The organism is Gimesia alba, assembly GCF_007744675.1.
Classification (GTDB): Bacteria; Planctomycetota; Planctomycetia; order Planctomycetales; family Planctomycetaceae; genus Gimesia; species Gimesia alba.
On sequence record NZ_CP036269.1, the window covers coordinates 5,228,754 to 5,255,475 of the forward strand.

The following is a 26,722-nucleotide window of genomic DNA, read 5'->3' on the forward strand; positions in this document are numbered from 1 at the left end:
GTCTGAGATGAAAATTCCTTCGCACCATAATACACGACACGACATTCAGGATCAGGCGACCATGACGCCGATGATCGACGTGGTATTTCTACTGTTGATCTTCTTTATCAGTGCCTCAGCGAATCAGATTCGGGAATTTTTGCTCCCCACAGAACTGGCAACCGGCAGTATTGAATCAACAGAAACCGTTCCACAGGAACAACCATTAGGGGAAGTCTGGTTGAAATTGAAACGGCAAGATAACCAGACCATTGTAGAATTGAATGAGCGCGAGTATGCTCAGTTCGAACAATTAAAACAGACATTGACCGAACTGGCAGAACTGGCTCCGGAGATTCCCGTGATTCTCGATATCAACGAGGATGTCCCGCTGGGTGAAATGATTCGCACCTACGATACCTGCCTGGCAGCCGGATTCAATTCCATTAATTTTGCCACTGACGTAAGCAAGATCACCCCCAAAAAGAAATCAATTACATCCCACAACTGAACTCACTCACGATGAATTTATTTGATACTCACGCCCACCTTGATGAAGAAGCCTTTCATCCTGACCGCCCTGAAACTGTGCAACGAGCGATTAATGCGGGCGTCGAAACGATACTCACCATCGGCACTACTGCTGAGAGCAGCCAGCGCGCTGTCGATCTTGCCGACACCTTTCCCAACGTATATGCCGTTGTCGGCATTCAACCCAACTATGTCGCGCAAATGAAACCAGGTGACTGGGAACTGATTGAAAGCCTCTCCACCGCTCACAAAGTGGTCGGGATTGGTGAAACGGGCCTGGATCGCTACTGGGATTACGCGCCCATCGAATTACAGCGCGAGTATTTCAGCAAGCATATCCAGCTCTCGCAAAAATTGGATTTGCCTTTCGTCATTCACTGTCGCGAAGCGGAAGCCGATGTGGTCGAGCTATTACAGCAGGAAGCAAAGGGAGCTCCCCTCAAAGGGCTCATGCACTCGTTTTGCGGAAGCCCGGAAACCGCCGCTGCCTGCCTGGAACTGGGGCTGCATATCTCTTTTGCAGGCATGTTGACCTTCAAGAAGAATGACGAACTCCGCGAAACAGCCTGTCACATCCCATTAGATCGCCTGCTGGTAGAAACAGACGCACCGTATCTGGCTCCCGTCCCGATGCGTGGCAAACGAAATGAACCGGCGTTTGTAAAGCACACTTGTGCCTGTCTGGCAGAACTCCACAACAAAACAGCAGAAGAGATGGCAGAAATCACAACGGCGAACGCGAAATCGCTCTTCAAAATCAACTAGATCGCATCACATTTTACCATAGCGTGCCTCAATCTAATATACTCGGTCCAAAAAGCCTTGGAGACGCTACAGTAAAACTGGACACAGTCTAGATGTCGGCCTCGTCATTTTTTGAGACTGACCTCAAGAAGCGTCAGCGTCGCCTGATTTCGCCTGGATTTTCTCCGAGTTGATTCTTTCGTAATCTGCATTTCTTCCGAGAGGATACTTTCATTTTTATTCAATCCTGTTATTGTTACATTTAGTTGAGTCATAGACATAACTTGCGTCAATTGAACCCACAGCAGGAATTCCTAAAGCGCGTCCCATTTAACCATAGTATCTACCATGTTAATTGACTTGATCCGCATGGCCGTGGAGACGCTGCAATAAACCTGGACACTGGCTAGGATGGTAATGATCAAACAGTGGCTTGCGCACGCCTTCGCGGTAGAACGCCCGGAAGATTTTGCTCCGACAGCAGAGCAACAACAGATTGCAGACCGCATCTGCCGAGAAATTATTCGGCGGGATATGGTCACGCTGGCGATCCTCTCATTGGAAACCTGCCGCCCCTTAAATTATATCGGCTCACAGGCGATTCACTTTTTTGCTCCCTTCCTGTCTTTCCTGGTCGATCCCCAAGCACAAAAAATCTTCGCAGAATTTCTCGAAAAACGAGGTTCCATCGAATGGTTATGCCAGCGTCTGGAAACATTGAGTTCGTCACTGGTTGACTCTGAGAACGCCTCTCTGAATGAGGACCATTCTCTGGTCCACTCTGAATACACAGTCAAACAGGATGATTCCTGACGTAGATCAATCAACCCGAATCGTGCCCAACCCGCTTTCATATTTACACGGATGGTTAATCAGAATATGAACTCGACAGCAGAGAAAAAATTAGACCCTGATCAAATCAATGTCATCCTGGCCACGGACTGTGGAAGCACCACCACCAAAGCGATTTTGATTGAGAAAAAAAATGGCGAGTATCGGCAGACATTTCGAGGCGAAGCTCCCACAACCGTTGAAGAGCCAGCCGCAGATGTGACCGTGGGTGTGGTGAATGCCGTAACGGAAGTCGGCGAATTAGCGGGTCGCAAACTGATCGATGAAAATGGGGAAATCATTCGCCCAGCACAGGGTGATACAGGCTGTGATATTTATATTTCGACTTCCAGTGCCGGTGGCGGACTGCAAATGATGGTCGCAGGAGTCGTACGCGAAATGTCTGCCGCCAGTGCCAAACGTGCCGCCCTGGGGGCCGGGGCAATTGTCATGGATACGATTTGCTCCAATGACAAACGACTGCCTCACGAACAGATTCAACGCATCCGTGAATTGCGGCCTGATATGATTCTGCTGGCTGGCGGAACGGATGGAGGAACTCAAAAACACGTCGTCGAATTAGCAGAACTGATTGCTCCCGCCAAGCCGCAACCCCGCTTTGGTGGCACCTATAAAATGCCAATCATTTACGCTGGCAATCAGGAAGCGAAGGAACTGGTTGAAGAAGCCTTCGATGAAGATGTCAAACTGACCACAGTAGCGAATGTTCGTCCGGTGCTGGAGCAGGAAAATTTAGCCCCCGCTCGTGATGCGATTCACGATCTGTTTCTAGAACATGTGATGGCTCATGCCCCGGGTTATAACAAATTGATTTCCTGGGCCGATGCTCCAATCATGCCGACCCCCGGTGCCGTGGGAAATATTCTGCAAACGATCGCGGAGCGTCAAGGCATCAACGCTCTGGGAGTTGATATTGGGGGTGCGACGACAGATGTCTTTAGTGTGTTCGACGGGACCTTTAACCGTACCGTGAGTGCCAATCTGGGAATGAGCTATTCCATCTCCAACGTCTGTGCTTCTGCAACTCTCCCCATGATTTTACGCTGGGTACACCTGGAGATGGATCCACGAGAACTGCAGAACCGCATCAAAAACAAAATGATCCGCCCGACCACGATTCCCCAGACAAAGGAAGGGCTGGTTTTTGAACAGGCGGTTGCCCGTGAGGCATTGCGGCTGGCCTATATTCAGCACAAAGAGTTTGCAACCACACTCAAAGGGGTCCAGCAGCAACGAACGGTCGGTGATACGTTCAGTCAGGTCAGCAGCGGTCAATCGATTGTGGATAACATGAAACTGAACCTGCTGGTCGGCTCAGGTGGTGTTCTTTCACATGCTCCGAACATGAATCAGACCGCAGCCATGATGGTCGATGCCTTCGAGCCAGAAGGAATGACCGTACTTGCCAAAGACAGTATTTTCATGATGCCCCATTTAGGTGTACTGGCTCAGGTCCATCCCCATGCAGCGTTACAGGTATTTGAGCGGGACTGCTTGATCTATTTGGGAACCTGCATCGCCCCGCGCGGCTTTTATCGATCTGGAAGAACCTGTTTTCAGTATCAAATTTCCGGAAACTCGCTGAATGAAACCGGTGAGATGGTCTGCGGTGAGATGAAACTGTTTCCTCTAGGTTACGATGAGTCAGCAACAGTCATAGTAGAACCAAGACGCGGTTATGACTTTGGAGCCGGTTCAGGAAAACGAATGGAATTCGAAGCGCGGGGCGGCACAGTGGGATTGATTCTTGATGCTCGAGGCAGACCGCTCATGGTCCCTGCTGACGAACAAAATCATTTAGCAGAATTGACGAGTTGGGTCGAGGAAATGAAGCTCTACCCCGAAACTCATGTGATGGCACAACGATAACCCCTCAGAGAATTGGCTATTATGGCAAAGGCATATTCACCAGGATTACAAATCCGCCAGCGAGTGCTGCATTCCAGCCGGCGCATACTCCCCATTCCGGGTGATGTACTGGGCAAGGTCGGCGATCAAGTCACCTCTCAACAAATCGTCGCCCAAACCTTCATGCCCGGTGATGTCACACCCATTAATATCGCCAATCAAATTTCGGTGGCTCCCTCTGAAGTACCGAGCTGCATGCTGTTTTCGGTGGGAGACGAAATTCATGTAGGCGACGTACTGGCCCGCAGTAAAGGGATTTTTGGTTTCTTCAAAGCAGAAACGAAAGCCAAAACGGCTGGAACGATTGAATCCATCTCTCATGTGACAGGCCAGGTTATTCTGCGCGGAGCGCCCCTGCCGATTCAGGTCCGCGCTTATCAGGCAGGCACGATTAAAGAAGTCATTCCCGAACAAGGAGTCGTCATCGAGTCGGAAGTGACATTCTTGCAGGGCATTCTGGGGATTGGCGGAGAAGCTTATGGAACCATTCAGTTTGCCTGCCAGGATAAAGATGAACCATTGATCGCCTCTCTACTTGATGAATCGATGCAGGGAAAAATCATCATCGGCGGTGCCCGTATGACGGGAGAAGCCGTCAAGCGGGGAATCGAAATTGGCGTAGCGGCCATCATCTCTGGTGGAATGGACGACGAGGATCTGAAAGAAATTCTGGGCTATGATCTGGGAGTCGCCGTCACCGGGTCAGAACATATTGGTACCACACTAATCATCACCGAAGGCTTTGGCGACATCGCGATGGCAGAACGAACCTTCAATCTTCTCAAAGAACGGGAAGGATCCGAAGCCGCCGTCAATGGGACCACACAAATCCGTGCAGGTGTCATGCGTCCTGAAATAGTGATCCCACTGGATGAAAAAATGAAGGCCGCGCCCCAATCCGAAACAAAACAGGCTGCTTCACTGGGCATTTTGGAAACCGGCGTTCCCGTGCGTATTATTCGCGAACCTTATTTCGGACTGCTTGGTGAAGTAGGAGAGATGCCAACGGAATTACGAACACTGGAATCAGGTTCCGAATCCCGTGTGCTTGAGGTGGTTTTGCATACAGGAAATAAAGTGATTGTTCCCCGTGCCAATGTGGAACTCATCGAAGGATAAATCGTGATGCATTTAGGGAAAGATGTTATTCTCAGACTCATACTTCCGCTCCTGTTCTTAACAGTAGATCTGGCGGGAGCGAACGCCGCCGAACCACCGGCTCCGCCAACGGATTTCAGAGCGGAAGATGTTCCCGGCGATGCAGGAACTGGTATCGATCTGTTCTGGACCCTATCCCCAGATGACGAGGAACACACAAAACCACGCAAGGTTTTACGTTATATCATCTCCCGCAAAGAGGCTAACAGCGACGAGTCCCTGTACGAGAACATCGGCGAACCGACTTACCGCGTGAATACATTTCGAGATTCCAACTGCGAAACCGACGTGCCTTATCTATATCGCATTGAAGCGGTCGGGCAGGAAAATCTGAAATCAAAACCGGTTGTCATCAGCGAACCCGTGATTGCCTCGCTGCAGTGGTTTAACCTGCAGCGCAGTTGGTTCGCAGTTTTTGTGTTTCTGATCTGTGGTTCGGTGATCATATTCATCGAAATGGCGCGCAAGGGAAAAAAACTCAAGGTACGCAAAATCGCCGGCCTGGAAGCAATCACAGATGCCGTTGGACGTGCGACCGAAATGGGGCGATCCTGTCTGTTCGTGCCCGGCATCCAGGATATCAATGACATTCAAACCGTTGCGGGAATCACAGTACTGGCCCAGGTTGCAGAAACAACGGCCGACTATCGCGCTCATCTTGAAGTACCAACATCACGGTCTCTGGTTATGACAACAGCTCGGGATACCGTCGAAGCCGCCTACCTCGCCGCAGGTCGCCCTGATGAATACAACGAAGACGACATTTACTATATCACTGACGAACAATTTGGGTACGTAGCCAGTGTGACGGGGAAAATGGTCCGTGACAAACCGGCCGCCTGTTTCTACATGGGTGCGTTTTATGCCGAATCATTAATTTTGGCAGAAACTGGCAACTCAGTCGGAGCAATTCAGGTGGCAGGAACCGCAATGCCCACACAGCTTCCGTTCTTTGTAGCGGCCTGTGACTTCACACTGATTGGAGAAGAATTTTTTGCCGCATCCGCCTACCTTTCCAGAGAACCACAACAGTTAGGAAGTCTGAAAGGACAGGACTTCGGCAAGCTGATTGGTGGACTGTTGCTGATTGCCGGCTGCCTGCTCATGACGCTGTCTGCTATTGAATCGCGGGGTGTCGCTCCGGACCAAGAACACGAAACCTTTCTGCAGTCTGCTCAAGCCTATATTAAAGAGAATATCCTCGGTAAAGGAGGTTTTAAATAATGAAACGAACCATCCCCCTGTTTATTTCCGCAGTCACGGGATTTGTGCTGATTTGTACGGCATTCATTCCCAAATTTGTGGATTGGGGCAATGATGCGATGGCCTGGTTTAATATTCTGGCGGCGTTTGCATTTATCCTGGGTGGCGGTAACTTGCTGAAAATGCAATTGCAGAAAATTTCCGCGCAGCAAGCGGGCTGGGGATACTCAGCAGTCACTCTCATCGCGTTTTTCATCACTTTGATTGTCGGCCTGCTGAAAGTCGGAGTGCATCCGAATATCAATTTTCCGGAGTATGCCTGGTCCGGAGACTACCTCGAAGAGGGGAGTGCCTTCTGGTGGCTGTTCGAATATATTTTCTACCCACTTTCAGCCACGATGTTTGCTTTGCTGGCGTTCTATATTTCCTCAGCTGCATTTCGTGCGTTCCGAGCGAAAAATACCGAAGCCACTATTTTACTCTTGATCGCCGTGATCGTGTTACTTGGACGGACTTACGCTGGTGTCTGGCTCACCAGCTGGCTCCCGAATGAACCTATCCTTGGTACTAGTGGCATCACTTATAGCGATTTTCATTTATCCCATTTATCGGAAATCATCATGGACGACTTTACCACTCCCGGCATGCGAGCGATTACGATTGGAATTGCACTGGGGGTCGCCTCGACTTCATTGAAAGTTCTTCTAGGCGTCGATCGTTCTTACCTTGGATCAGATCAGGAGGCGTGAACGATGCTGGATATACTACAAAACCTGGATCGTCGCTGGATCTTTTTAATGATGTTTATCGCCGTCTCAGTGCCGCTGATCATGGGCACCACGTTTCCGGAAGAACCATCCGATCAGGTAATGGCCGTTTTTCATGCCGTCGATGATCTCCCCGACGGATCGAATGTGGTCGTCGCCTTGGATTATGACCCAGCCAGTGAGGGTGAGCTACAGCCAATGGCGTCGGCATTTACCCGGCATTGTGCCTTAAAAAAACACAACCTCTATTTCATGACTCTCTGGCCTCAGGGAATCCCGATGATTCAACGTTCAATTGATCTGCTGGAAAGTGAATACCCCGATACCTACAAAGGAAAATACGGCACCAAGTATGTGAATCTGGGATTTCGGGCAGGCAATGAGGGGGTCATTAAACTGGTAGTAGAAGATTTAAAAAAATCGTATTCCTCGGACATCAATGGTACGGATCTAGAGAACATCCCACTCACTAAGAATCTTAAGAACATTCAACAGGTTGATCTGTTAGCGAATGTCAGTGCCGGCTACCCCGGCTCGAAAGAATGGGTGCTGTATGGTTCGGCCCCGTTTGATATTCCGACAGTCGTCGGTTGCACCGGGGTTCAGGCACCGATCATGCTGCCTTATATCCCTCAGCAACTCGATGGAATGCTTGCCGCCATTAAAGGTGCTGCAGAGTACGAACAGGCAATCATCAATGGTTATCCTGAGTTGAAAGACAACCCGAACGCCAAAGAAGGACTGAAACGCATGGGGCCACAACTGGTAGCCCACGTACTGCTGATTAGCCTGATTGTGCTGGGTAACGTGATTTATTTCTGGGAACGAAAGCAGGGAATGGCTTAATGAAACAGTCAACACTCATCTGGACACTGCTGATGATTTTTGGTGGATTGGGCCTGCTGTCCGTTCAAATATTCAGAACTCAAGGCGCTGTTTATGTTCGTGAAGTTCCCGTCGAAGCCAAAGCATCACAGCCGGAATCTCCAGAGCAGGTTTATCGATGGTCGAAATACCAACAGGTTCCCGCGAAAGAAAAAGGCGAACCGGGCGTCAGCTTTAGCCTGTCAAGAACCATAGGTTTGTGGGTGGCCGCCTTTTGCACGCTGGCTATTTTTTCCTTTCTCTATGGTGATAACCCACTCTACAAATTTACGGAATCGGTCTTTGTCGGTGTCTCCGCGGGTTATGCTATGGTCGTCGCGTTCTGGACAGAAATTGTCACAAATCTGTTTGCAAAGCTTCTGCCCGGCCTGGCAAGGATTAGTTTTTTCCCAGATATGGAAGAAGGAACCAAAGCCAGTTTGCTATATCTCATCCCGCTTGTCCTGAGTGTTCTACTCCTCTGGCGACTGGCGCCAAAGGGAAGCTGGATCGCGCGTTGGCCGCTGGCATTTTTTATTGGCGCGACCGCTGGAATACGTCTCATCAGTTATCTTGAAGCGGATTTCGTCGGGCAAATCCAAAACACGATTATGCCGTTCATCGTCTTTGATTCCAAAGGCGCTTTCCTGTGGATCGAATCATTGCGGAATTCAATTGTGATTGTCGGCGTACTGTCGTGCATGGTCTATTTCTTTTTCTCAATCGAACATGAAGGGATCATCAAATATATTTCACGTTTAGGCGTCTGGTTTTTGATGGTCACCTTCGGTGCCAGCTTTGCTTATACGGTGATGGGACGAATTGCCCTACTTAGTGGCCGGCTCAATTTTCTATTCAACGACTGGCTGGGCATCTAGACTGGTTCCGTCTTGACTCCAGTAACCTCAACTCTGTTAAGTCTATTAACCTCAATATGATAAAACAGACAATTCAATCACGAATCAGATAGAAATACCGCACAGTTTATTCTGATGAGATCTGTGTGAAGAAATGATTTTTGTCTAAAGCAACCACTCGATACCCTACGCGTTCGTTTCTGCTTCTGCTATATTCGAATTCAGCCCACCGGTCGCGCGCCCTGCCGACTGATTATTGATCCCAGGGAAGAAAACCAGAGAAATGAATTCGCAGCCTGCCTGTGCTGACGCGGAACCCAAAAAAGAACACGACGAAATCTCCACCACCCACAAATACTTTCCCGGCTGGACGATGCTGGGAATTGCTGCCATGGCGCAATTTCTGTCGGCTCCCGGCCAGTCATTTTCTGTGGCTGTGTTTAAAGACCCGATGCGGGCTGGCCTGGGACTAACGGAAACGCAATACTCCTTAGCTTATGGCTTTGCCACCATTGTCAGTGCCTGTCTGTTGCCATTTGTTGGTCGGATGCTGGATCGCTGGGGCGCCCGAATTATTCTCCCGGTAACTGCTACAGGGTTGGCATTGGCCTGTTTTTTTATGTCCCGCATCCACACACTCCCGGAGCTCTATATCGGATTCAGTCTGGTACGCAGTCTGGGACAGGGCGCTCTCACTTTAATCTCAGTCTGGATGGTGGGTGAGTGGTTCGAAAAGAAAAGAGGACGCGCCACCGCTTTGGCTGGCTTTGGTAGTGCCTTTTCCGTCATGACGGTACCGCTACTCAATAGTTGGCTCATTACTCATTATGGTTGGAAAACCGGTTGGATCTTTCATGCCGTCACTGTTGCCCTTTGTTTGATTCTGCCGGGAATTTTTATTGTTAGAAACCGACCGGAAGACATGGGACTGCACCCCGATGGGATCGACCCTGCACTGGAACCGGAACCAGAAGAGGAAATATCCGGGAAGAACCCGAGACGCCCCTTAATCACTGCCACGATTGAATCCTGGACAGTGCGTGAAGTGCTGCGTGATCCGACATTCTGGAAGCTGTTAACCGTAATCACCACACATGCTCTGGTAGGCACCGGTCTGGTCTTTCATCAGATTTCTTTACTCGGCAGCCACGGCGTTCCCGAACACTGGGCCATCCGAATGATGTCGTTCCAGGCGATTTGTGCAACGGTCTTGATGTTTCCAGCAGGCTGGGTGACTGACCGACTTCCCAGCCGCTATATCCTCTGCTTTTCGATGCTCTGTTTATCTGTCGCGAATCTGATCGTCCTGACGATGCCCGCTGTCTGGATGGTGGTCGGTTATTCTTTTTTACTGGGAATGACTGGTAGTATTTTTCGTAGTACGGCGACAGTCGTCTGGATCAATTATTACGGACGCATGAACCAGGGAGCTGTCCGCGGCGTTGCCTGGTCGATGATGATCCTGGCATCCGCGCTCGGCCCTTTGCCGGTCGCGATGTCGATCGACTATTTTGGTTCTTACAACCCGGTCCTGTGTTTATTCACAGCCATGCCTCTTGTGGCGGCATTCGCTGTCTGGTCAGCGCATCCTCCTCGCTTGTTTAAAGAACAAGAAGAGACTGAATCAGAACCAGTCGTCTAATTCAAACGGCATCCTACGATCGAGACTTTTCCGTAACCTGATACCAGCGCTGATCAATTTGCAGTATCACGTTCCCCAGTGAGAAATATTTGGCCAGCCGCTGATCTTGCTTGAGTAGTTCAAAATATTCTGTAGATCCCACTTCGATTATTTTAAGGTTTTGATGGAGATGTGGATCGTACAGACTTTCGTTCCAGAACAGTCCCTTCGATTTATAGAAGGTTCGATTTCCGATATAACGAATGGTCTTTAGTGCAGAACCTCTCTTGTTGAATTTCTTCATTTCACGTTCTGCTTGATCGTAATAACGGGCGGCATTCCCACTTTTACCAGCTGCATATCGGTCCCGGTTGGTGCTTTGTGCATCGAGGACTTTTTCCTGCTGCACACTTCCATTTGTCGAACGTTTGAATGGTTGATATTCCAGTTCTTTTTCGAACTTCTGCCCCAGTTTCCGTCGATATGCTCCCAATAGAGGCATCGGAGACTGCTCTGTGATGGTATCATCGGCCATCAGAAAACTTGTATAAGGAGTTACGATCCCATGCTGCTTTGCTAGCAAAGTGATCTCATCAACCAGTTCCTGATCCGGCTTTGCCTGTCCGCTATTACGAATTTGTGCAATCAGATAATCAACCTTCTGCCCCGCCCAGAGTCGCGGTACAAAACTGTTTTTATCATCAGCCGATTTCCTGGGAAATTCCAGTTGATAGGATTGGGTCACTCTCGCACCGTTGACGGTACCTGTAACTCGAACCGTCTTTGATCCTGAACCGGTATAACGTCCATAAATCAGTAATTGTTCGCCTTTGAAGAGATCTTTCACATGACGCGGATAGACATCAGTCACTATTGCCCCTGCAAAATCGATCGACACATCCGCCATGATCGGGCTACCAACCCGGTCAAAGAACTGGCTGATTTTCTTCGTCAAATCTTCATCTGGCAAAATATAGTCTGCTTCTCCACGGTGATCGAGAGCCAGAAAGTCAAGTAGCTTTGTATTCACATCGTATCCCTCACCAAATACGAACAGCCTGACATGTTGCGAGTTCTTCTCTGAAATGGTTTTCAACAGCTTACTGGCATCGCGTTCTCCCACAGTCGGCAATCCATCCGTTGAGAAGACAATCATTTTCAGCCGCTGATTCCTCAGTGAAACTTCCTTTTCGAGATGCTTTAACGAAAGTAACAACGCTTCTTCAATCGCCGTGGCACCGCGGGCGGTCATCGCATCGGCATAAGCCAGCGCTTTCTGCTTTGATTCTTCGTTGAACTCGATCAGCCCATGCTGGTGGAAATGCCGCGCCGTGGTACTGAAATCGATGATATTAAACCGATCCCCCGGACGTAGGTGATTGATGCAATACTTTAAAGCATCGCGGGCCTGCTCCATCTTATTCTGCTGCAACATAGAGCCAGAGGTATCGACGCAGAACACCACATCTTTCGGCAGGATCTTCTCTTCGGTCAACTTCCCGACGCCCTGCCCTTGAGTGGGTGAGAGCATCATCATGAAATAACCGGGTTCGCCTGGCTCGCGATGTGCAATCAGACTGGCGCCGACTTCATCGGGGGTAGTCTGATAATAAAGCACAAACGGATGTTTTGGCAGATAATTTTTCTGTTTCCATTCGACGGAAATATCCCAGTCTCTCTTCTCAACCAGTTTCACCTGGTGGGTCGGACTATAAATATTTTTGATGGGTTCGGTACTGCGAATATTCACAGTCACAGATGCTTCCTTGAGCGGTTGCATTAACGCTTTGGGATTCGTATTGAGCATCTGCAAGCGAATCAGATCGCCCCGCTTCTTCAAAACCGTAGTATAAGTCAGTTTAACCATCACGGTTTTCCCTGCTTCGACCCGCGGAATTTTTGTCTGGATGAGCTGGTTGCCATAATATTCCAGTAATGCAGGCGAGCCACCTTTCTTCACAATCTCCTGAAACACCTGATTTGCTTTTTCGACATCCAGAATTTCCGCCTGCATTTCCTTTCCGTCAACAAGCACAGACATGTTGTTAACTTGCGTCCCCGGTTCCAGTTCCATGTAACAGGTACCACCGACGATGGCCCTGCCGTTGGGATTGCGGAAGCCACAACGATAGGTCTTCACGGCAACCTGATCCTGAATATCGACGTTGATATGATCCAGCCAGACCTGAACCGGTTGAGGAGCCCGCATAAAACAGGCATGCGTCACAGTGCTGACAGTGGAAAGCAGGATGGCAGCGGCAATAATTCCGAAACCGCGTAGATAAAATCGCATGTCATTGCCCCTTGATTAAAACGGCTTCCGGTGGAATGAAAGATTCAGGATTCGACTTCTGAACTACATTATTCTGACTCAAACTGGAAATTCTTTTTCTTTGCCTGGGAACGAATCACTCGGATCACCGCAGCATCGAATGTATTATCCTGTGCCTGATTTTTCTGTTTTTTCATTTCGGCAGCGATAAACTGTTTTCGTTTTTTAGTCAGTTCCTGAATCTGTAACTGAATTTGTTTTCGTTCTTTTTGCTTCTCACTGATATAAACTTCTCGTTCTTTAGGTGACAGTTTTTTTAGTTCGGCAGGTAGTTCTGCTTCTTTCAGATCCTGAAGTTTGACTTTCTTACCAGCTAGCGCTTCGATTAAATCGCCTTTGGCACGATACCGGCCTGAGCCTTTAAAAGCCGCACGTTCTGCACCAGATGCAGGAGCTGCTTCCTGAGATAAAGAATCTGCTGCTGACTGACTGGTGGTGGATTTTTTCTGTTCTTCCTGAGAGCCATAAAAGAGATAGGTCCTGTTGATTCCCCGGCTCAAATCATTCAATTTCTTATCGTAGGGTGTGGCAGGAGTCACAATTTCCAGTCCCTGATTGATACTCAGATAAGAACCGTCTGCCAGTAATGCTCCTTCTTTCCACCCCGTCTGGATCCCCGTTTGCTCAGGGCCACAGAAAATCGTGTTGACCGTGATTCCTTTTTGGACAGCATTCGGACAGGCCACTTTATAGTCCACTTTTCCCTGACTGAAGCCTTCATTGCCGGCGATGAAGATCATTTTCAAACAATCATTGTCTTCACTCCATTGCAGACCGTTGGTCGCTGCCTGAATTACCTGACCGCAATATTCTTCACCACCATTGGTTTTTAATGCGAACAGTTCCTCCGAAATCTGGTCCAGATTTTCCGTCAACGGCACGATTTGTCGCAAGTAGCCTTCGCTGGCAGGCAGACTGCTTTTCCCGTATTCATACAGGGCGACTTTCATCACGGGAATCTTCCCGTTTTGTTTCGCGGTGGCCAGTTCGTTTACAATCTTCCAGAGTTGTGTCCGTGCCTGATTGATTAATCCACTCATACTGCCACTCGTATCAAGCAGAATCGCCAATTCGACTGAAGGTTGTGCTGGCTGTGGCTTTTCTTTTGCCTGACTCATTTGGGCTGACAGACAAAAAGTAAATAGAATTAACGCCGTAAGTCGAAACAGTTTGCGCATGGAAACTTCTCCTGGATAAGCACAGGATTACTGAGAAATGAAGTGCCTCACACCGGGCACCGCTCATTGGACGGCGTGCGCAAAAAAGAAGTTCCCAAAAATTGATCAATTTCAGGAACTTCTTTTATCTGGAAGATCGAATGGCAGCCATTCAGTTCAGGCGTGAGCCACAGAATTTACAGAAAATCGCATTGGAATCGTGCCCTTCTTTCATGCATTCCGGACATACCTGAGTCGTAATTCGAGATGAGTCCGATTTCGATCCCGAATGTGCTAACTCAGCGGACACAATTCCTGTGGGTACGATAATCAGGCTGTATCCAAAAAACATAATCATGGCCGCCAGACATTTCCCTAAAGGGGTGATGGGTGTGACATCACCGTAACCTACGGTTGTCATCGTGACGATCGCCCAATACATGCTTTCGGGAATCGAATCAAAACCATTTAAATTAGCCTCTCTTTGGGCATTATCCTCCACTAAATGCAACGCAGCCCCTTCAATAACGACGGCAATCAGGACCGTTGTTAAAAACACAATAATTTTTGAACGACTGGTCCAGATGGCATGGCGTAATTCCGACGCACCGGTCAACATATGCCCCAACTTGAAGATTCGGAACACACGCAGTAGTCGCAACGCTCGAATGACCCCCAGTCGCTGCATATCCACTGTATCGACTGATGCCAGAAAAATCAGATAGGTGGGAAGAATCGACAACAAATCCACCACACCGTAGAAGCTGAAGATATACCGCAGCGGTCGACGGGCACAGATGATCCGCGCGACATATTCGATGGTAAACAAAATTGTGAAGAACCATTCGGCAATACTAAATTGGCGATCATACTTCGCATCAAACGATTTGACGCTCTCGAGCATGATCACCAGAATGCTCACTAAAATGGCAATCAGCAGCACAACATCAAACAGTTTTCCGGCAGGTGTATCTGCTTCAAAGATTATCTCATACATCTGCTCGCGCCAGGTTTGAGGTTTCTTTTCTTGAGCAGGTTTGGGATCTGACATTCAAATACTTTCCAAGAGTAAGCCGCGGATAACGATTCTTTGTATTGCAAAGGGATTATGTCTGATAAACCTTGATGAGGTCAACATGTCTCACCGAGCAAAACGGTCCTTCATAACATGAGTAATATACGTAACTGGAAACTTATCAGATCACTACTTTTTCTCTGATTCTGAATCCGTTTATAACCAGAGTTAATTCAATTCGAAAGAATTCTCCCGCTCCTTGCCTTTGCACATATTTCCCCCCAGTCTGGAACAGGTCTGAATATGCGTATCGTTTTCTGGTGTTAGATTGCCTGCCTGTTGTGTAGAAGCACTTTTACTGCGGAGCCGGAACCCGCGGACTTCTTTGAAAAGTCCGTTCGCCCTATCCTGTTCCAGTATTGCGCCGACTGTCATGATCCTGAAGATTCCCAAAGTGGTGTCTGACCGCTTTGGTGACAGTAACGGCGAGTTGAAGGGACTGATCTGATTTACTTCTGAAACTGAAATGAATACAAGTCAGCATCTTTCAATTGAATGCGCAGGCGAACTGGTTTCCCTTGCAGGCTGCTGGCATCTGCTTTCTGATTCCAGGTCACGGTCCGATCGACCGTATCGCCAAACAGGTCCGCACACTCTTTTAAAGTAAATCCTTGAATCGGCTGCCCCTCTGCAGTTTGAATTTCCACTCGCATGCTCCCGGCGGCAGATGTCGCAAAGTTAGCAGATAATTTCGTTCCCTCAAAAGTAAACGGTCGTGTGATCAGTTCTCCCCCCTTCATCGAAGCGTGTACCGAAGTAAACCCATCCAATCGAAGTGAATAGAGTCTGAGTGATCCTCCTTTCCCGTGCCAGTAATCTTCGGCAGCATAGATCGATAATTCGTTCGGAGCACCGGGAAGTGCTGATTTTGTTTCGACAACGTGTTCGGCAATAAACTGATGCCCGTACTGCCAGGTACCAGTACGTTCGATACCGGGACGCAGAAACGCTTCATTCCAACGTTTAAAGTGGACGCCATTACGGCTGGCCATCAAAAGCCCTTCACTGATAGCAGTCCCATAACGTTCCACAGAAGAAGCCCGCTGTTTACGACGTTTGGGATCGGGAAGTGCCCGCATCGATTCGGACCAGCCTCGTTCCACATAACGGGCAGGAAAGCCGATCCGAATATGAGGTGCCCGATAATAGGCTTTCACCTGATTGGTATAAAGTTGTTCGCTGGGAGAATCTTCGTAAGTCAGATCAATTGCATTGTTCCAGTTGAGAAAATCATCAGAAGTGGCTGTTTGAATCGCGCGATCGCCTTCTGGTTTCCAAGTTTTGGAAGTGGTAACTCCTCCAGAAAAGACGCGATAATAGGTTCGATAGGTCTGTTGATCGGTATCCCAGAACGCCAGATTTTGTGAATCGAAGGCTCCTTTCGTAATCACCGGTTTTTCCTGCATCAACTTCCAGTGTATTCCATTCGCTGACTGAAAAGCATAGAGGCCTCCTTCACTTTGAGTACCTGCCAGTGCCTTGTACTTTGCTTCCGGTTTGCAGTTCGGATTTTCATCTTTAAAGGGTGCAAAATTATGTGTGCCCAACCCTTCCAAAATAATGTTATTTTTTTTCGATCCCTGAAACTCAACTAAATCTAACTCAGGTCGCGTCCAGTGAATGCCGTCCTTACTTTCCGCGTAACAATAAAAAGGCTTATGGCTGCCAGTATTGATGCGCCCGTCTGAAACAATAATATGGGAGCCGCGATAATAGAGCCGATACAAGTCGCCGTCCTGGAAAATGGTATGATAACCAGAACTACTCCCTTCCCAGTCTTGATCAAATTTAAAAACCACCTCACGCGGGATAGGATGTTGGAGGCGAATCTCGATTTCTCCCGTCAGTTTTTCCACTAACACGTCATCGATAAATAACTCCCGTCGATTCCCAATTTCGAGCGGCGATTCGGCAAAACTCAGCGACGAGCAAAGTAATAAAAAAGCAGCCATCAGCAGACATTGAATGAAACGTACGGGCATGGTTCAGACTCCTGGAAAGAAAAAAGAGAGGCTTTTACGATACCATACTCAAAACAGAAATGCACCTGCAGCGAACTCAACGACCGATTCAACCTGGTAGTTTCAGATGCAATAAGGGAAACGGCTTTCCAAACCCGTCCCGCTTAGAGCGAAGAGCGACTTCAAACCCCAAATGCAGATAAAAACCGACGGCCTGTTCGTTCTGCTCATTCACATCGACCAGTTCCACGTCCAGATCCTTGATTGCATATTCCACAAGTTGGCGTCCCAGACCTTTTCCCCGCCAGTCAGGATCGATAAACAGTGCTTCAATTTTTGGTGAGTCCACACCCAGAAAACCAATCACAGTCTCAGTATCGTCGCGGACGCAGAAGAGAGGCATTCGCGTTAAACAATGGTCGTATACGAGAGGCTTAAGCGATTGAATGTCTGCTTCTGTTAGAAAACCATGCGTGGCCCTTACCGAAGATTCCCAGACTTCTAATGCACGGGGATAGTCAGCAGGAGTGACAGCAGTAATCTGATGTTGAGAAGTCATCGTTGTAGTGAGTTTCAGATAAATTGAATGACAGGGAATTCGAATTCACCGAGTGAGTTTACTGAACTCATTCCAAGAAAAAAAGCCGATTCGCTCGTGAGGAACGAATCGGCTTGGTAATTGACGTTGAACAAATATTAGAGAACTTTGCTCACACCTGGAGTTGGGATCGGGTAGAAACCATTTTCATCAGGTCCTGTAACGGGAGCTGCTTCCCAGGAGAACTCTTTTGGCATCAGATCGACGTTCGATGCCATGGCTTCGTCCCAGGTGACTGGTTTACCACTGTAGGTTGCCAGACGTCCCAGAATGGAAGTCATGGTTGATTTCGCACCATACTCCGCTTCATTATAAGGCGTTCCGTTATAGATGGCAGCGAACAGATCATCGTGTTCAACCTGATAAGGGTTGGCTTTCTTGCCACGGTATTTCCATTTGTACCCAGCTGTAGTTTCATACTTCGCACCACTGATATCACAAGAACCTTTGGTTCCCTGAGCATGCTCAGTCACGCTATTCCAGCAGTTGCGAATGTGCCGACATTGGCTATACATCCGAGTGTCATCGGCGTAAACGAATTCAACAGCGAAATGGTCATAGATTTCACCATACTTCTTGTCGGTACGAACCTGACGTCCCCCCATACCATATGCTTTGACGGGGAAATCGTCTTTCAACCAGTTACATACATCAATGTTGTGAATGTGCTGCTCGTTGATGTGGTCACCACACAGCCAGTTATAGTAGTACCAGTTTCGCATCTGGTATTCCATTTCTGATTTGGCATCTTCGCGAGCCAGACGTGGTTCCCAGACGCCACCACTGTTCCAGTAACAACGCATTGAAGTAATATCGCCAATCGCACCATCTTTCAGGCGATTGATGGTTTCAATGTAAGGAGCCTGGTGATGACGCTGCAAACCAACTCCAACCGCCAGATTTTTTTCTTTGGCTTTTTTAGCGGCTTCAAGGACTTTCTTGACTCCGGTCACATCTGTGGCCACTGGTTTTTCCATGAAGATATGCACGCCTTTATTGACGGCAGCTTCAAAGTGAATTGGACGGAATCCGGGAGGTGTTGCCAGAATCACCACATCGACACCACTGTCGAGGAGTTTCTGGTAGGCGTCGAACCCGACGAATTTTTTCTCTTCGGCGACGTCGACTCGCTCCGGTCGACCGGAAAACTGCTTTTGCAGGTTGCTCAGGCTGCTGTCCATTCGATCTTTGAATGCATCCGCCATTGCTTCCAGCTTCACGTTTCCTTTTGTGGACAAGGCTTGTGAAGCAGCACCGGTACCGCGGCCACCACAGCCTACCAGACCAACTTTGATTTGATCGTCGCCGCTTGCATGGACATGAGCCGCCGATCCTAAACTGGCAAGAATTCCAGTCCCAACAGCCGTTGCCGTTGTTGTTTTTAAAAAGTCACGTCTGGAGGTTGATTGATTGTTAGATTGAGTCATCAGAGGCCTTTCCCTAATCTGCAGGTGGATTTGGTCGGTTTTACGTTACCTAATTTACATATGCAATCAGCGAGACAAATCGTTTGTTGAATTTCAGCCTATGCATCTGTTTTCAATAAAATTCTTCACTCTAAGTTTATAATCAGCGTCCTTCATCCTCAGGGATTGCTGGATCAAGACCATATTTCTTTCGTTCTTCAGCCGTTGGTACTTTCAAAGGACGTACCACGCGGAATCCCACCATAATCGCATCGGTGTGATACCAGATACTTTGTGGAATTTGTGGGTCCTGAATTTTCCAGTCAGAACTGGAAGCAATTCGGTTTGCGCTACGCAATGCTTCTGGCTCATCATCCCAGGAGCCACCTTTGGCGACACGAGGATAGAGCGTCGTTGGTACATTGATTGGGAAATTCAGGGTTCCCTTACCACTCCATTTTTTGTAGGCATCCGGAATATACTGATCAAGTACCCATTCGGAGACATTGCCGTGCATGTCATACAGTCCCCAGGGATTTGGTTTCTTCTTACCGACCTTTTGATAGGTGTCGTTGCAGTTGGCGTAGTGCCAGGCATAGTCATCTAACTTTTCCGGATTATCGCCGAAGGAATAGGCAGTGGTGGTACCGGCGCGGCACGCGTATTCCCATTCTGCTTCAGTGGGAAGACGGTAATAGTGACCTGTTTTTTCGCTTAACCATTTACAATAGGTCTTGGCAGCCAACTGAGTCATACAGATCGCAGGATAGCCATCGTGGCCCATGTCAAAGGTCATGTCAGTATATGGCTTGGTTGGACGAGTCACGGCATCGGCGGCTTTTTCTTTCGCGTCCGATTTTCCCCGTAGCAGTTTACGACGTTGAATATCGAGATTGAAACTCCAGATATCGTATTCATTCCAGGTGACTTCGTGCTTGCCCATCCAGAAGGGGTCGATTTTGACTTTGATTTGTGGACCTTCGTCATCTTCCCGATTCTTCTCATTCGCGGGGCTCCCCATCAGGTATTCGCCACCAGGAATGGGAACCATATCGAAAGAAACATCGGTATTCGCAATTTTTTCTGTGTAAGGTTTCATCTCCTTGGCTTTTTCACCAGCATTCGCCAGAGAAACAGAAAACAGGATTGCAGCAAGGAATGCGAATTTGCCTTGCATTAAGAGACTGGAACGACATACGCTAAGCATATTAGTTTACTCCGTATTGGTAAGCTTCAATCGGTCTTTTATCAGGGTTGATGATGTCATACGTTTTTCAGACATGCCTGCTGCTCTCCACTTTGTCAGGCAATCAACAGTGCACGGATAGCGAAATTCTGAATCGGTATGAATTTCAGGAAGTACATATGGGGGTGCAGTGGAGCATCGTATTATATGCTACCGACAAACCAATCGCAAACAAAGCCTCTCAAAATGCTTTTGCCCGTATAAAGGAACTTAACAAAATACTCAGCGATTACGATCCGGAAAGTGAGTTAAATCAGTTATGTCGGTTATCTGGGCCGGGAAAACCAATCAAAGTCAGTCCTCACCTGCTAAAACTACTGAAAAAAAGTCAAGCACTCTCAGAGGAAACAAAGGGGGCATTTGATGTGACAATTGGCCCCGTGGTACGACTCTGGCGTCGGGCCCGGCGACAAAAAAAATTGCCTGACAGTCAACGCTTCGAGGCGGCTCGCTCCAAAGTCGGTTTCGGATTGATGAAGATTTCCCTCCCAAATCAGACCGTTGAACTGACCCAAAAAGACATGCGACTGGATCTGGGAGGCATTGCGAAAGGCTACGCCGCGGATATCGCTCTCAGCGTCTTGAAAGAACAGGGCATCACCCGGGCAATGGTTGATGCCAGCGGTGATATTGTATTAGGTGACCCTCCTCCAGGTACTTGCGGCTGGAAAATTGGTATCTCTTCATCGGATGCCCCAAATGCAAAGATTGACCGGTATCTGCAGATACACAATATGGCGGTGGCGACTTCCGGCGATGCATTGCAGCATGTTGTCATCAATGGGAAACGCTATTCACATATTGTTGATCCGCATACAGGACTGGGGCTGACCGATCAGAGTCGGGTCACCGTGATTGCCCCGGATGGTGTGACTGCGGACAGCCTGGCTTCCGCCATCAGTGTCCTGGGGCCAGAGCGGGGAATGCAACTTTTGAATCAGAAACCCGGAACCGCCTGTTTGATTCTGAGACACGAAGCGGGGCAACTAAGAGCATACGAATCAAATTGTTTTTCATGCTACGAACTGGAACAAAATTAAATCTTGAGAGGAACTTCCATGTCTGAGAATCTCGTTTATTTGAATGGCGAATATGTTCCTGCAGATGAAGCAAAGATCTCTATCTTTGATGGTGCGATCAGCCTGGGAATGACTGTCACTGAATCCACGCGTACCTTCGCACATCAACCATATCGTTTGCGTGATCATATCAACCGCCTGTTTCTCAGTCTGAAAGCGGCCCGCTTTGACGCGGGAATGACGGCGGATGAACTGGAACAGCTCACTTTGGAAGTCTGGAAAAAGAACGAGCCCAATTATGCCCCCGGCACCGATGCCTGGATTATTCACAATATCACCCCCGGCACCTGGGTCCCCTCCAGTGGACAGAAACCGGCAGAATCAAAACCGACGGTCATGATCGTTACCTTGCCACTCGATCTATCCTACTGGGCTAACTTTTATCGGGTGGGCTGTCATGCGGTGACTCCTTTTACTCGAATTCAGCCCGCACAGTCACTTGACGCGCGCATAAAAAATCGCAGTCGCTTCCTGTATACACTGGCTGAGTCAGAAGTGAAGCTGGTTGACCCGCAGGCACAAAGCCTGCTGCTCGACACCGATGGTTTTCTCTCCGAAAATAAAGGCGGTAACTTTTTCCTGGTGACGAACAATTGTATCCGCACTCCGAGTACAATCAATTGCCTGGATGGAATCAGTCGGCAGACGATTTTTTTACTGGCCGAGCAGCTCAATATTCCCATCGAAGAATGTCGACTGCTGCCCTATGACGTGATCACTGCTGACGAAGCTTTTTTCACCAGCACGCCTTACTGCATCATGCCGGCGACGAAGTTTAATGGTACTATGATCGGCAATGGCCAAGTCGGACCGATCACGAAAAAACTGATGGCCGCGTGGAGTGAAATGGTGGGCGTTGATCTCCTCGAGCAGGCACAGTCAGATTAATGACTGATGCAACTGTTATTCGGCTGTGCCATTAAACGCAGTCTGCTTCGAACGTTTGGATGCAACCGACAAATACACAAATGGAATCCACCACAGAGCGATGAGCGAATACATCACAATCTGATTCCATTTCGTGCCTTCAAGCAAAGTGTCAGCCAAGATGATGGCACACGCAAAGAATACGGAAGTGCTCAATATCAGCAATACTGCGGTTTTGGGTTTCATGAAATCACGCTCTTTACCATTGATACAGTTGTTACAGTGATTGTTTTGACTGAGAATAACACACCAGTCAACACAAGTATACACCAGACTGTATCAGGCAATCAGATTCTCGAGGACTTTTCCTTCCACGCCGGTCAAACGATAGTCGAGCCCTTTGTGCTTCACGATCAGTCTAGTGTGATCAAATCCCAGCAGATGCAGAATGGTGGCATGCAGGTTATGGATGTGTACTTCGTCTTCCACTGGATGAAAACCAAGCTCATCCGTTTTGCCAATCACCGTCCCTGCTTTGACTCCGCCGCCGGCCATTAACATGGTGAAACTGAAAGGATGATGGTCACGCCCTTCTCTTCCTGGAGAAGAACCTCTGCGAACTTCGGTCATGGGTGTTCTACCGAATTCCCCACCCCAGATGACAAGCGTATCCTCGAGCAACCCCCGCTGTTTAAGATCTTTAATCAATGCTGCACTGGGCTGGTCTGTCATGTCGCAGTTTGTTTTGAGGTTCTTGTTGAGGTTTGAGTGATCATCCCAGGTGGAGTGGTAGAGTTGCACAAACCGTACGCCGCGCTCAATCATTCGGCGGGCAAGCAGGGCATTACTGCCGAACCAGTTTGTGGTTTCATTTTCAATCCCATACATTTTGAGTGTCGCCTGGGACTCATCACTAAAATCCAATAGCTCCGGAGCCGAAGTCTGCATGCGATATGCCAGTTCATAGGAGGCGATTCGGGAAGCGATTTCGGGATCGCCCGTCTGATCAAAACGCAGAGTATTCAGATCTCGAATGGCATCCAACCGTTCCCGTTGAAGGGGAGGTGTCATTCCCTCTGGATTCGATAGATACAGAATTGCTTCGCCACGACTGCGAAAGGTGACGCCGCGATAGGTCGAAGGTAAAATACCATTACTCCAAAGTGACGAACCTCCATCTACGCCTTTGCCGGAATTCGAGAGCAGGACGACATAGCCGGGCAGGTTTTCTGATTCACTACCCAGCCCATAAGTCACCCACGATCCCATACTGGGTCGATCGAACATGGTTGACCCGCTATTCATCAGCATTTGCGCGGGGTGATGATTACTGACATCTGTGTGCACGGTACGAATCATACAGAGGTCGTCGGCACAGGTTCCCAGATGAGGCAGGTTATCAGAAAAATCGAGTCCTGCCTCGCCATATTTTTTAAAGGTGCGGGGGGATGCCATGACCTGTGCGGTGGATTTGATTAAGGCGTCATTGATACCCTTGAGAAACGATTCAGGCACCGGCTGACCATGCAGTTTTTTTAATTTTGGTTTCGGATCAAACAAATCCATCTGGCTTGGCCCGCCGGACATAAAGATAAAGATTACATTTTTGGCTCTCGGCTTGAAATGCGGTGCTTTCACTGCCAGCGGATTCACGGCGTCCATCGTTGATTGACGAACCGGATTCTCCTGTGCCAGGAGTTGATGCAGGGCGATCGAACCAAGGCCGCAGGCAGTCGACTTTAAAAAAAGACGTCGCCGCTGATTTAAACTTCCGCCCTGTTCAAGCATTGTTCTCAGTCCCGTACGATGAATTCATGCAGATTCATTAAAACACTGGCAACCACAGTCCAAGCTGTTTCTTCTCCGGAAACATTTCCGCTGGAAGGTTGCTGTGACTGTCGATGTATTTGCTGCTGATAAAGTGTTTTGAGTCTTTCGATTTCTTCTTTGTGAGGTTCACGAGCCAGACAGAGTTGAAACGCAAAATGCAATTGTGCGTCGAGATCACTCGAATTTTCCTGTCGAATTCGCTGGGCCAGTTTTTGAGCCGCTTCATAAAACACCGGATCATTTAACAGCGTCAAAGCCTGCAAAGGTGTATTGGAGCGATCTCGACGACTACAAGTCTGGCTGGGGTTGGGTGCATCGAAAATCACCGACTGAGCATAGGGGGACGTTCTTAAAATCAACGTATACAGCCCTCTACGATAACGGTCTTCCCCAGTACTGACGTCCCAGGTATTCGAACCAAAGGCTTCCATCACGACACTGTCTGGTTGAGGTGGTCGTACACAGGGTCCACCCAGTTTCCGCGTCAATAAGCCGCTGACGGCGAGTGCCTGATCGCGGACCGTTTCGGCAGACAGACGCAAACTGTTTTGATGGCTGAGTAACCGATTCGCAGGATCTTTCTGATGCATGTCAGGACGGAATTTTGAAGATTGACGATAAGTAGCTGAAGTCACAATCAACCGATGCAGGTCTTTGACATCCCAGCCACGACTCTTAAAGTGAAACGCGAGCCAATCGAGCAATAGGGGATGTGAAGGATCATCACCTTGCGTACCAAAGTCGTCTGACGAAATCACGATTCCCTGGCCGAAATACTCCTGCCAGATACGATTCACAGTCACGCGGGACGTCAACGGGTTCTCAGCTGAGACGAGCCAGCGTGCCAGATCGAGTCGATTCGGATTCTTGCCAGAATCAAATACAGGCAAAGTCTTTGGTGTGCCGGGATGAACGGGAACCCCTGGCGACTGAAATGAGCCTCGCAAATGTACAAAGGCCAGATTAGGTATTTGCATTTCCTGCATTGCGGGAGCCCGGGAAACGGGAGGATATTCCTGTTTCAAGGCAGCCAGATTTTTGGCAAGTGCTGCTAATTTGAGTTCTTTAAATTTTTCCCCGCTGACGATGTGTCCTCGCGCCAGGAAATAATCGAGCAGGTCATCCTGTTGACGCTGACTTCTCTGCTCGGGATCCAGCTTGAGAATTTCCAGGCCTTCCTGCTGTCCTTCTCCCGTACCAACACCCCAGACGAGTCCCATGACTTCCCAGGCACGCGCCCAGTGATGGTCTTCTGCGGGATGCGCAGCCGCATAAAGCATTTTTGCTTCCCACTCCCGCTGCAGTTTTTTCAGAGGCTCCTGCACAGGTTTAATTAATGCATGTCGTTTTTTCTGATATGCCGCTTGTTGATTCAGTCGTTGTTGTTCGTCTTTGAGAGGTGCGTCGACGTTCACTTCGTACGCGGAGTTGAAAAACGCGTAGAGCTGATAAAACTCTTTCTGAGTGATTGGATCATATTTATGATTGTGGCAGCGACAGCAATCCAGAGTAAGTCCCAACCAGATTGTGCCAACCAGTTTGGTTCGGTCAATGACTTTATTCACGCGAAATTCTTCTAAATCCGCGCCTCCCTCCCTGTTACTCAACGTCTGTCGCAGAAATCCCGTTCCCTCCTGCTGGGTCGGTGTGGCATCGGGCAACAGATCGCCTGCGATCTGCTCAATCGTAAACTGATCGAAGGGCTTATTCTCATTCAGCGATTGCACAACCCAGTCACGAAACCGCCAGGCATGAGGACGAACAGCATCGGTGAGATAGCCATCACTATCGGCGTAATGGCATAAGTCCAGCCAGAGCCTTGCCCATTTTTCACCAAAGTGTGGCGATTTTAAGAGTCGGTCCACGACCCGTTCATAGGCATCATCGCGATCATCGTTTAAAAAAGCAGAAACTTCTTCGGGAGTGGGAGGCAGTCCGGTAAGATCAAGAGTGACACGTCGAATGAGCGTCGCCTTGTCGGCAGCTTCTGCGGGTTGAATTTTTTCCTGCTCCAGTCGATGTAAAATGAAATGGTCGATTTCATTCTTTGCCCAGGTGTTCTGTCGTACGGAAGGAACTTCCGGCCTGGAGATCGGCTGAAAGGCCCAATGTTTCTCTTTGCGTTTGTGTTTCACTGGAGCGCCAATTACCAGTTTTTTTGGCCACTTTGCTCCCTGCCTGATCCATTGCCGGATCAGTGCGATTTCCTTGGGAGTAAGGCGCTCGCCCTCCCCTTCAGGTGGCATCACGATTTGATCCTGATGCGTGCCGGAGACCATTTGAAACAGGGGACTATTCTCAGGAGTGCCAGGCTGAATGGCCTTACCATAGTTACCACCAGCAAGCGTAGATTGACGTGTGGTTAACGAAAAGCTGCTTTCCGGTTCATCCAAACCGTGGCAGGAAAGACAGTGTGCCTCCAAAATCGGCTGAATATCTCGTGCAAAATTGATGGCATTTGCAGGTAATTTTTTCGGAGGCGGACTGCTTTTAACTGATCTCAGATCTAAACAGAAAAGGACCAACACACAACAGACAAATCCCAGTCCAGTTGTGTCCCCTTTCCATTTCTGGCAGCCACTTTGATCGCGCATCAAAGCTCCTTGTCTCAAGAGTGAGTTTGGGACAGTCCGGCCTTTAATATAACCAAATATTTATACGTAGGGAAGCATGCACTTCAAAGTTTG

General features: G+C 48.7%; 23 protein-coding genes. 12 read left to right on the forward strand and 11 right to left on the reverse strand.

What is annotated here, in order from left to right:
- Nucleotides 1-7 precede the first annotated feature (7 nt).
- From Pan241w_RS19560 to Pan241w_RS19605, 10 genes are all read left to right on the forward strand, one after another.
- A complete protein-coding gene (locus Pan241w_RS19560; protein WP_232107486.1) occupies nucleotides 8-490 on the forward strand; it encodes an ExbD/TolR family protein in 483 nt (160 codons plus the stop codon).
- Between the two features lie 11 nt (nucleotides 491-501).
- Entirely contained in the window at nucleotides 502-1,275 is a 774-nt protein-coding gene (locus Pan241w_RS19565; RefSeq protein WP_145219091.1) for a TatD family hydrolase, read from the forward strand.
- Between the two features lie 390 nt (nucleotides 1,276-1,665).
- On the forward strand, nucleotides 1,666-2,067 hold the full coding sequence (locus Pan241w_RS19570) for a hypothetical protein (RefSeq protein WP_145219093.1): 402 nt from the start codon (nucleotides 1,666-1,668) through the stop codon (nucleotides 2,065-2,067).
- A gap of 66 nt (nucleotides 2,068-2,133) precedes the next feature.
- The gene (locus Pan241w_RS19575) at nucleotides 2,134-3,975 is read left to right on the forward strand and encodes a glutamate mutase L (protein ID WP_145219095.1); all 1,842 of its coding nucleotides are present in this window, start codon (nucleotides 2,134-2,136) and stop codon (nucleotides 3,973-3,975) included.
- Nucleotides 3,976-3,996: 21 nt separating this feature from the next.
- Entirely contained in the window at nucleotides 3,997-5,133 is a 1,137-nt protein-coding gene (locus Pan241w_RS19580) for a hypothetical protein (protein ID WP_145219097.1), read from the forward strand.
- A 6-nt stretch (nucleotides 5,134-5,139) separates the two neighbouring features.
- Nucleotides 5,140-6,396 carry a DUF6754 domain-containing protein gene (locus Pan241w_RS19585; protein ID WP_145219099.1) on the forward strand — a complete coding sequence of 419 codons (1,257 nt, stop codon included), beginning with the start codon at nucleotides 5,140-5,142 and terminating at the stop codon, nucleotides 6,394-6,396.
- Nucleotides 6,396-7,124 carry a hypothetical protein gene (locus Pan241w_RS19590; protein WP_145219101.1) on the forward strand — a complete coding sequence of 243 codons (729 nt, stop codon included), beginning with the start codon at nucleotides 6,396-6,398 and terminating at the stop codon, nucleotides 7,122-7,124. The genes Pan241w_RS19585 and Pan241w_RS19590 overlap by 1 nt, the downstream gene beginning before the upstream one ends.
- A gap of 3 nt (nucleotides 7,125-7,127) precedes the next feature.
- On the forward strand, nucleotides 7,128-7,988 hold the full coding sequence (locus Pan241w_RS19595; protein ID WP_145219103.1) for a hypothetical protein: 861 nt from the start codon (nucleotides 7,128-7,130) through the stop codon (nucleotides 7,986-7,988).
- Nucleotides 7,988-8,884, forward strand: coding sequence for a hypothetical protein (locus tag Pan241w_RS19600; protein ID WP_145219105.1), 897 nt, complete (start codon nucleotides 7,988-7,990; stop codon nucleotides 8,882-8,884). Before Pan241w_RS19595 ends, Pan241w_RS19600 begins: the two co-directional genes overlap by 1 nt.
- Before the next feature lie 262 nt (nucleotides 8,885-9,146).
- A complete protein-coding gene (locus tag Pan241w_RS19605) occupies nucleotides 9,147-10,505 on the forward strand; it encodes an MFS transporter (RefSeq protein WP_145219106.1) in 1,359 nt (452 codons plus the stop codon).
- 13 nt (nucleotides 10,506-10,518) lie between these two features.
- Here the strand turns inward: Pan241w_RS19605 and Pan241w_RS19610 are convergent, their stop codons facing one another.
- The 8 genes from Pan241w_RS19610 to Pan241w_RS19645 all read right to left on the reverse strand — a co-directional run bounded on the left by Pan241w_RS19610 (nucleotide 10,519) and on the right by Pan241w_RS19645 (nucleotide 20,220).
- Nucleotides 10,519-12,777 (reverse strand): VIT and vWA domain-containing protein, encoded by a 2,259-nt coding sequence (locus Pan241w_RS19610; RefSeq protein ID WP_145219109.1) that lies wholly within the window; start codon nucleotides 12,775-12,777, stop codon nucleotides 10,519-10,521.
- A gap of 68 nt (nucleotides 12,778-12,845) precedes the next feature.
- Nucleotides 12,846-13,994 (reverse strand): VWA domain-containing protein, encoded by a 1,149-nt coding sequence (locus tag Pan241w_RS19615; protein WP_145219110.1) that lies wholly within the window; start codon nucleotides 13,992-13,994, stop codon nucleotides 12,846-12,848.
- Between the two features lie 151 nt (nucleotides 13,995-14,145).
- Nucleotides 14,146-15,024: an ion transporter gene (locus Pan241w_RS19620; protein WP_145219112.1), complete on the reverse strand. Its 879-nt coding sequence runs from the start codon at nucleotides 15,022-15,024 to the stop codon at nucleotides 14,146-14,148.
- A gap of 192 nt (nucleotides 15,025-15,216) precedes the next feature.
- Entirely contained in the window at nucleotides 15,217-15,423 is a 207-nt protein-coding gene (locus Pan241w_RS19625) for a hypothetical protein (RefSeq protein ID WP_145219114.1), read from the reverse strand.
- 74 nt (nucleotides 15,424-15,497) lie between these two features.
- Complete coding sequence (locus tag Pan241w_RS19630) at nucleotides 15,498-17,030, reverse strand: hypothetical protein (RefSeq protein WP_232107203.1); 1,533 nt, start codon at nucleotides 17,028-17,030, stop codon at nucleotides 15,498-15,500.
- An 88-nt stretch (nucleotides 17,031-17,118) separates the two neighbouring features.
- Nucleotides 17,119-17,568, reverse strand: a complete 450-nt coding sequence (locus tag Pan241w_RS19635; RefSeq protein WP_145219116.1) for an acetyltransferase — start codon at nucleotides 17,566-17,568, stop codon at nucleotides 17,119-17,121.
- A 137-nt stretch (nucleotides 17,569-17,705) separates the two neighbouring features.
- A complete protein-coding gene (locus Pan241w_RS19640; protein WP_145219118.1) occupies nucleotides 17,706-19,034 on the reverse strand; it encodes a Gfo/Idh/MocA family protein in 1,329 nt (442 codons plus the stop codon).
- A 142-nt stretch (nucleotides 19,035-19,176) separates the two neighbouring features.
- Entirely contained in the window at nucleotides 19,177-20,220 is a 1,044-nt protein-coding gene (locus Pan241w_RS19645) for a formylglycine-generating enzyme family protein (protein WP_145219120.1), read from the reverse strand.
- Nucleotides 20,221-20,270: 50 nt separating this feature from the next.
- Here Pan241w_RS19645 and Pan241w_RS19650 point away from each other — a divergent pair, with 50 nt between their 5' ends.
- Complete coding sequence (locus Pan241w_RS19650; RefSeq protein WP_198000032.1) at nucleotides 20,271-21,299, forward strand: FAD:protein FMN transferase; 1,029 nt, start codon at nucleotides 20,271-20,273, stop codon at nucleotides 21,297-21,299.
- Between the two features lie 18 nt (nucleotides 21,300-21,317).
- Complete coding sequence (locus Pan241w_RS19655; RefSeq protein ID WP_145219121.1) at nucleotides 21,318-22,226, forward strand: aminotransferase class IV; 909 nt, start codon at nucleotides 21,318-21,320, stop codon at nucleotides 22,224-22,226.
- A 15-nt stretch (nucleotides 22,227-22,241) separates the two neighbouring features.
- Here the strand turns inward: Pan241w_RS19655 and Pan241w_RS19660 are convergent, their stop codons facing one another.
- The 3 genes from Pan241w_RS19660 to Pan241w_RS19670 form a co-directional block, all read right to left on the reverse strand.
- Nucleotides 22,242-22,451, reverse strand: a complete 210-nt coding sequence (locus tag Pan241w_RS19660) for a hypothetical protein (RefSeq protein WP_145219123.1) — start codon at nucleotides 22,449-22,451, stop codon at nucleotides 22,242-22,244.
- Nucleotides 22,452-22,544: 93 nt separating this feature from the next.
- Entirely contained in the window at nucleotides 22,545-23,993 is a 1,449-nt protein-coding gene (locus Pan241w_RS19665) for a DUF1501 domain-containing protein (protein WP_145219125.1), read from the reverse strand.
- Between the two features lie 5 nt (nucleotides 23,994-23,998).
- Nucleotides 23,999-26,629 carry a PSD1 and planctomycete cytochrome C domain-containing protein gene (locus tag Pan241w_RS19670; RefSeq protein WP_145219127.1) on the reverse strand — a complete coding sequence of 877 codons (2,631 nt, stop codon included), beginning with the start codon at nucleotides 26,627-26,629 and terminating at the stop codon, nucleotides 23,999-24,001.
- Between the last annotated feature and the right edge of the window lie 93 nt (nucleotides 26,630-26,722).

Excerpts from the sequence above, each read along its gene's own strand:
- Pan241w_RS19560 (WP_232107486.1), top strand. The coding sequence starts at position 8 with ATGAAAATTCCTTCGCACCATAATACACGACACGACATTCAGGATCAG.
- Pan241w_RS19580 (WP_145219097.1), top strand. The coding sequence starts at position 3,997 with ATGGCAAAGGCATATTCACCAGGATTACAAATCCGCCAGCGAGTGCTG.
- Pan241w_RS19600 (WP_145219105.1), top strand. The coding sequence starts at position 7,988 with ATGAAACAGTCAACACTCATCTGGACACTGCTGATGATTTTTGGTGGA.
- Pan241w_RS19665 (WP_145219125.1), bottom strand. The coding sequence starts at position 23,993 with ATGCTTGAACAGGGCGGAAGTTTAAATCAGCGGCGACGTCTTTTTTTA.
- Pan241w_RS19640 (WP_145219118.1), bottom strand. The coding sequence starts at position 19,034 with ATGACTCAATCTAACAATCAATCAACCTCCAGACGTGACTTTTTAAAA.
- Pan241w_RS19645 (WP_145219120.1), bottom strand. The coding sequence starts at position 20,220 with ATGCTTAGCGTATGTCGTTCCAGTCTCTTAATGCAAGGCAAATTCGCA.
- Pan241w_RS19620 (WP_145219112.1), bottom strand. The coding sequence starts at position 15,024 with ATGTCAGATCCCAAACCTGCTCAAGAAAAGAAACCTCAAACCTGGCGC.
- Pan241w_RS19605 (WP_145219106.1), top strand. The coding sequence starts at position 9,147 with ATGAATTCGCAGCCTGCCTGTGCTGACGCGGAACCCAAAAAAGAACAC.
- Pan241w_RS19660 (WP_145219123.1), bottom strand. The coding sequence starts at position 22,451 with ATGAAACCCAAAACCGCAGTATTGCTGATATTGAGCACTTCCGTATTC.
- Pan241w_RS19625 (WP_145219114.1), bottom strand. The coding sequence starts at position 15,423 with ATGACAGTCGGCGCAATACTGGAACAGGATAGGGCGAACGGACTTTTC.
- Pan241w_RS19670 (WP_145219127.1), bottom strand. The coding sequence starts at position 26,629 with ATGCGCGATCAAAGTGGCTGCCAGAAATGGAAAGGGGACACAACTGGA.
- Pan241w_RS19585 (WP_145219099.1), top strand. The coding sequence starts at position 5,140 with ATGCATTTAGGGAAAGATGTTATTCTCAGACTCATACTTCCGCTCCTG.
- Pan241w_RS19595 (WP_145219103.1), top strand. The coding sequence starts at position 7,128 with ATGCTGGATATACTACAAAACCTGGATCGTCGCTGGATCTTTTTAATG.
- Pan241w_RS19570 (WP_145219093.1), top strand. The coding sequence starts at position 1,666 with ATGGTAATGATCAAACAGTGGCTTGCGCACGCCTTCGCGGTAGAACGC.
- Pan241w_RS19565 (WP_145219091.1), top strand. The coding sequence starts at position 502 with ATGAATTTATTTGATACTCACGCCCACCTTGATGAAGAAGCCTTTCAT.
- Pan241w_RS19635 (WP_145219116.1), bottom strand. The coding sequence starts at position 17,568 with ATGACTTCTCAACATCAGATTACTGCTGTCACTCCTGCTGACTATCCC.
- Pan241w_RS19590 (WP_145219101.1), top strand. The coding sequence starts at position 6,396 with ATGAAACGAACCATCCCCCTGTTTATTTCCGCAGTCACGGGATTTGTG.
- Pan241w_RS19650 (WP_198000032.1), top strand. The coding sequence starts at position 20,271 with ATGATGTCATACGTTTTTCAGACATGCCTGCTGCTCTCCACTTTGTCA.
- Pan241w_RS19575 (WP_145219095.1), top strand. The coding sequence starts at position 2,134 with ATGAACTCGACAGCAGAGAAAAAATTAGACCCTGATCAAATCAATGTC.
- Pan241w_RS19610 (WP_145219109.1), bottom strand. The coding sequence starts at position 12,777 with ATGCGATTTTATCTACGCGGTTTCGGAATTATTGCCGCTGCCATCCTG.
- Pan241w_RS19655 (WP_145219121.1), top strand. The coding sequence starts at position 21,318 with ATGTCTGAGAATCTCGTTTATTTGAATGGCGAATATGTTCCTGCAGAT.
- Pan241w_RS19630 (WP_232107203.1), bottom strand. The coding sequence starts at position 17,030 with ATGCCCGTACGTTTCATTCAATGTCTGCTGATGGCTGCTTTTTTATTA.
- Pan241w_RS19615 (WP_145219110.1), bottom strand. The coding sequence starts at position 13,994 with ATGCGCAAACTGTTTCGACTTACGGCGTTAATTCTATTTACTTTTTGT.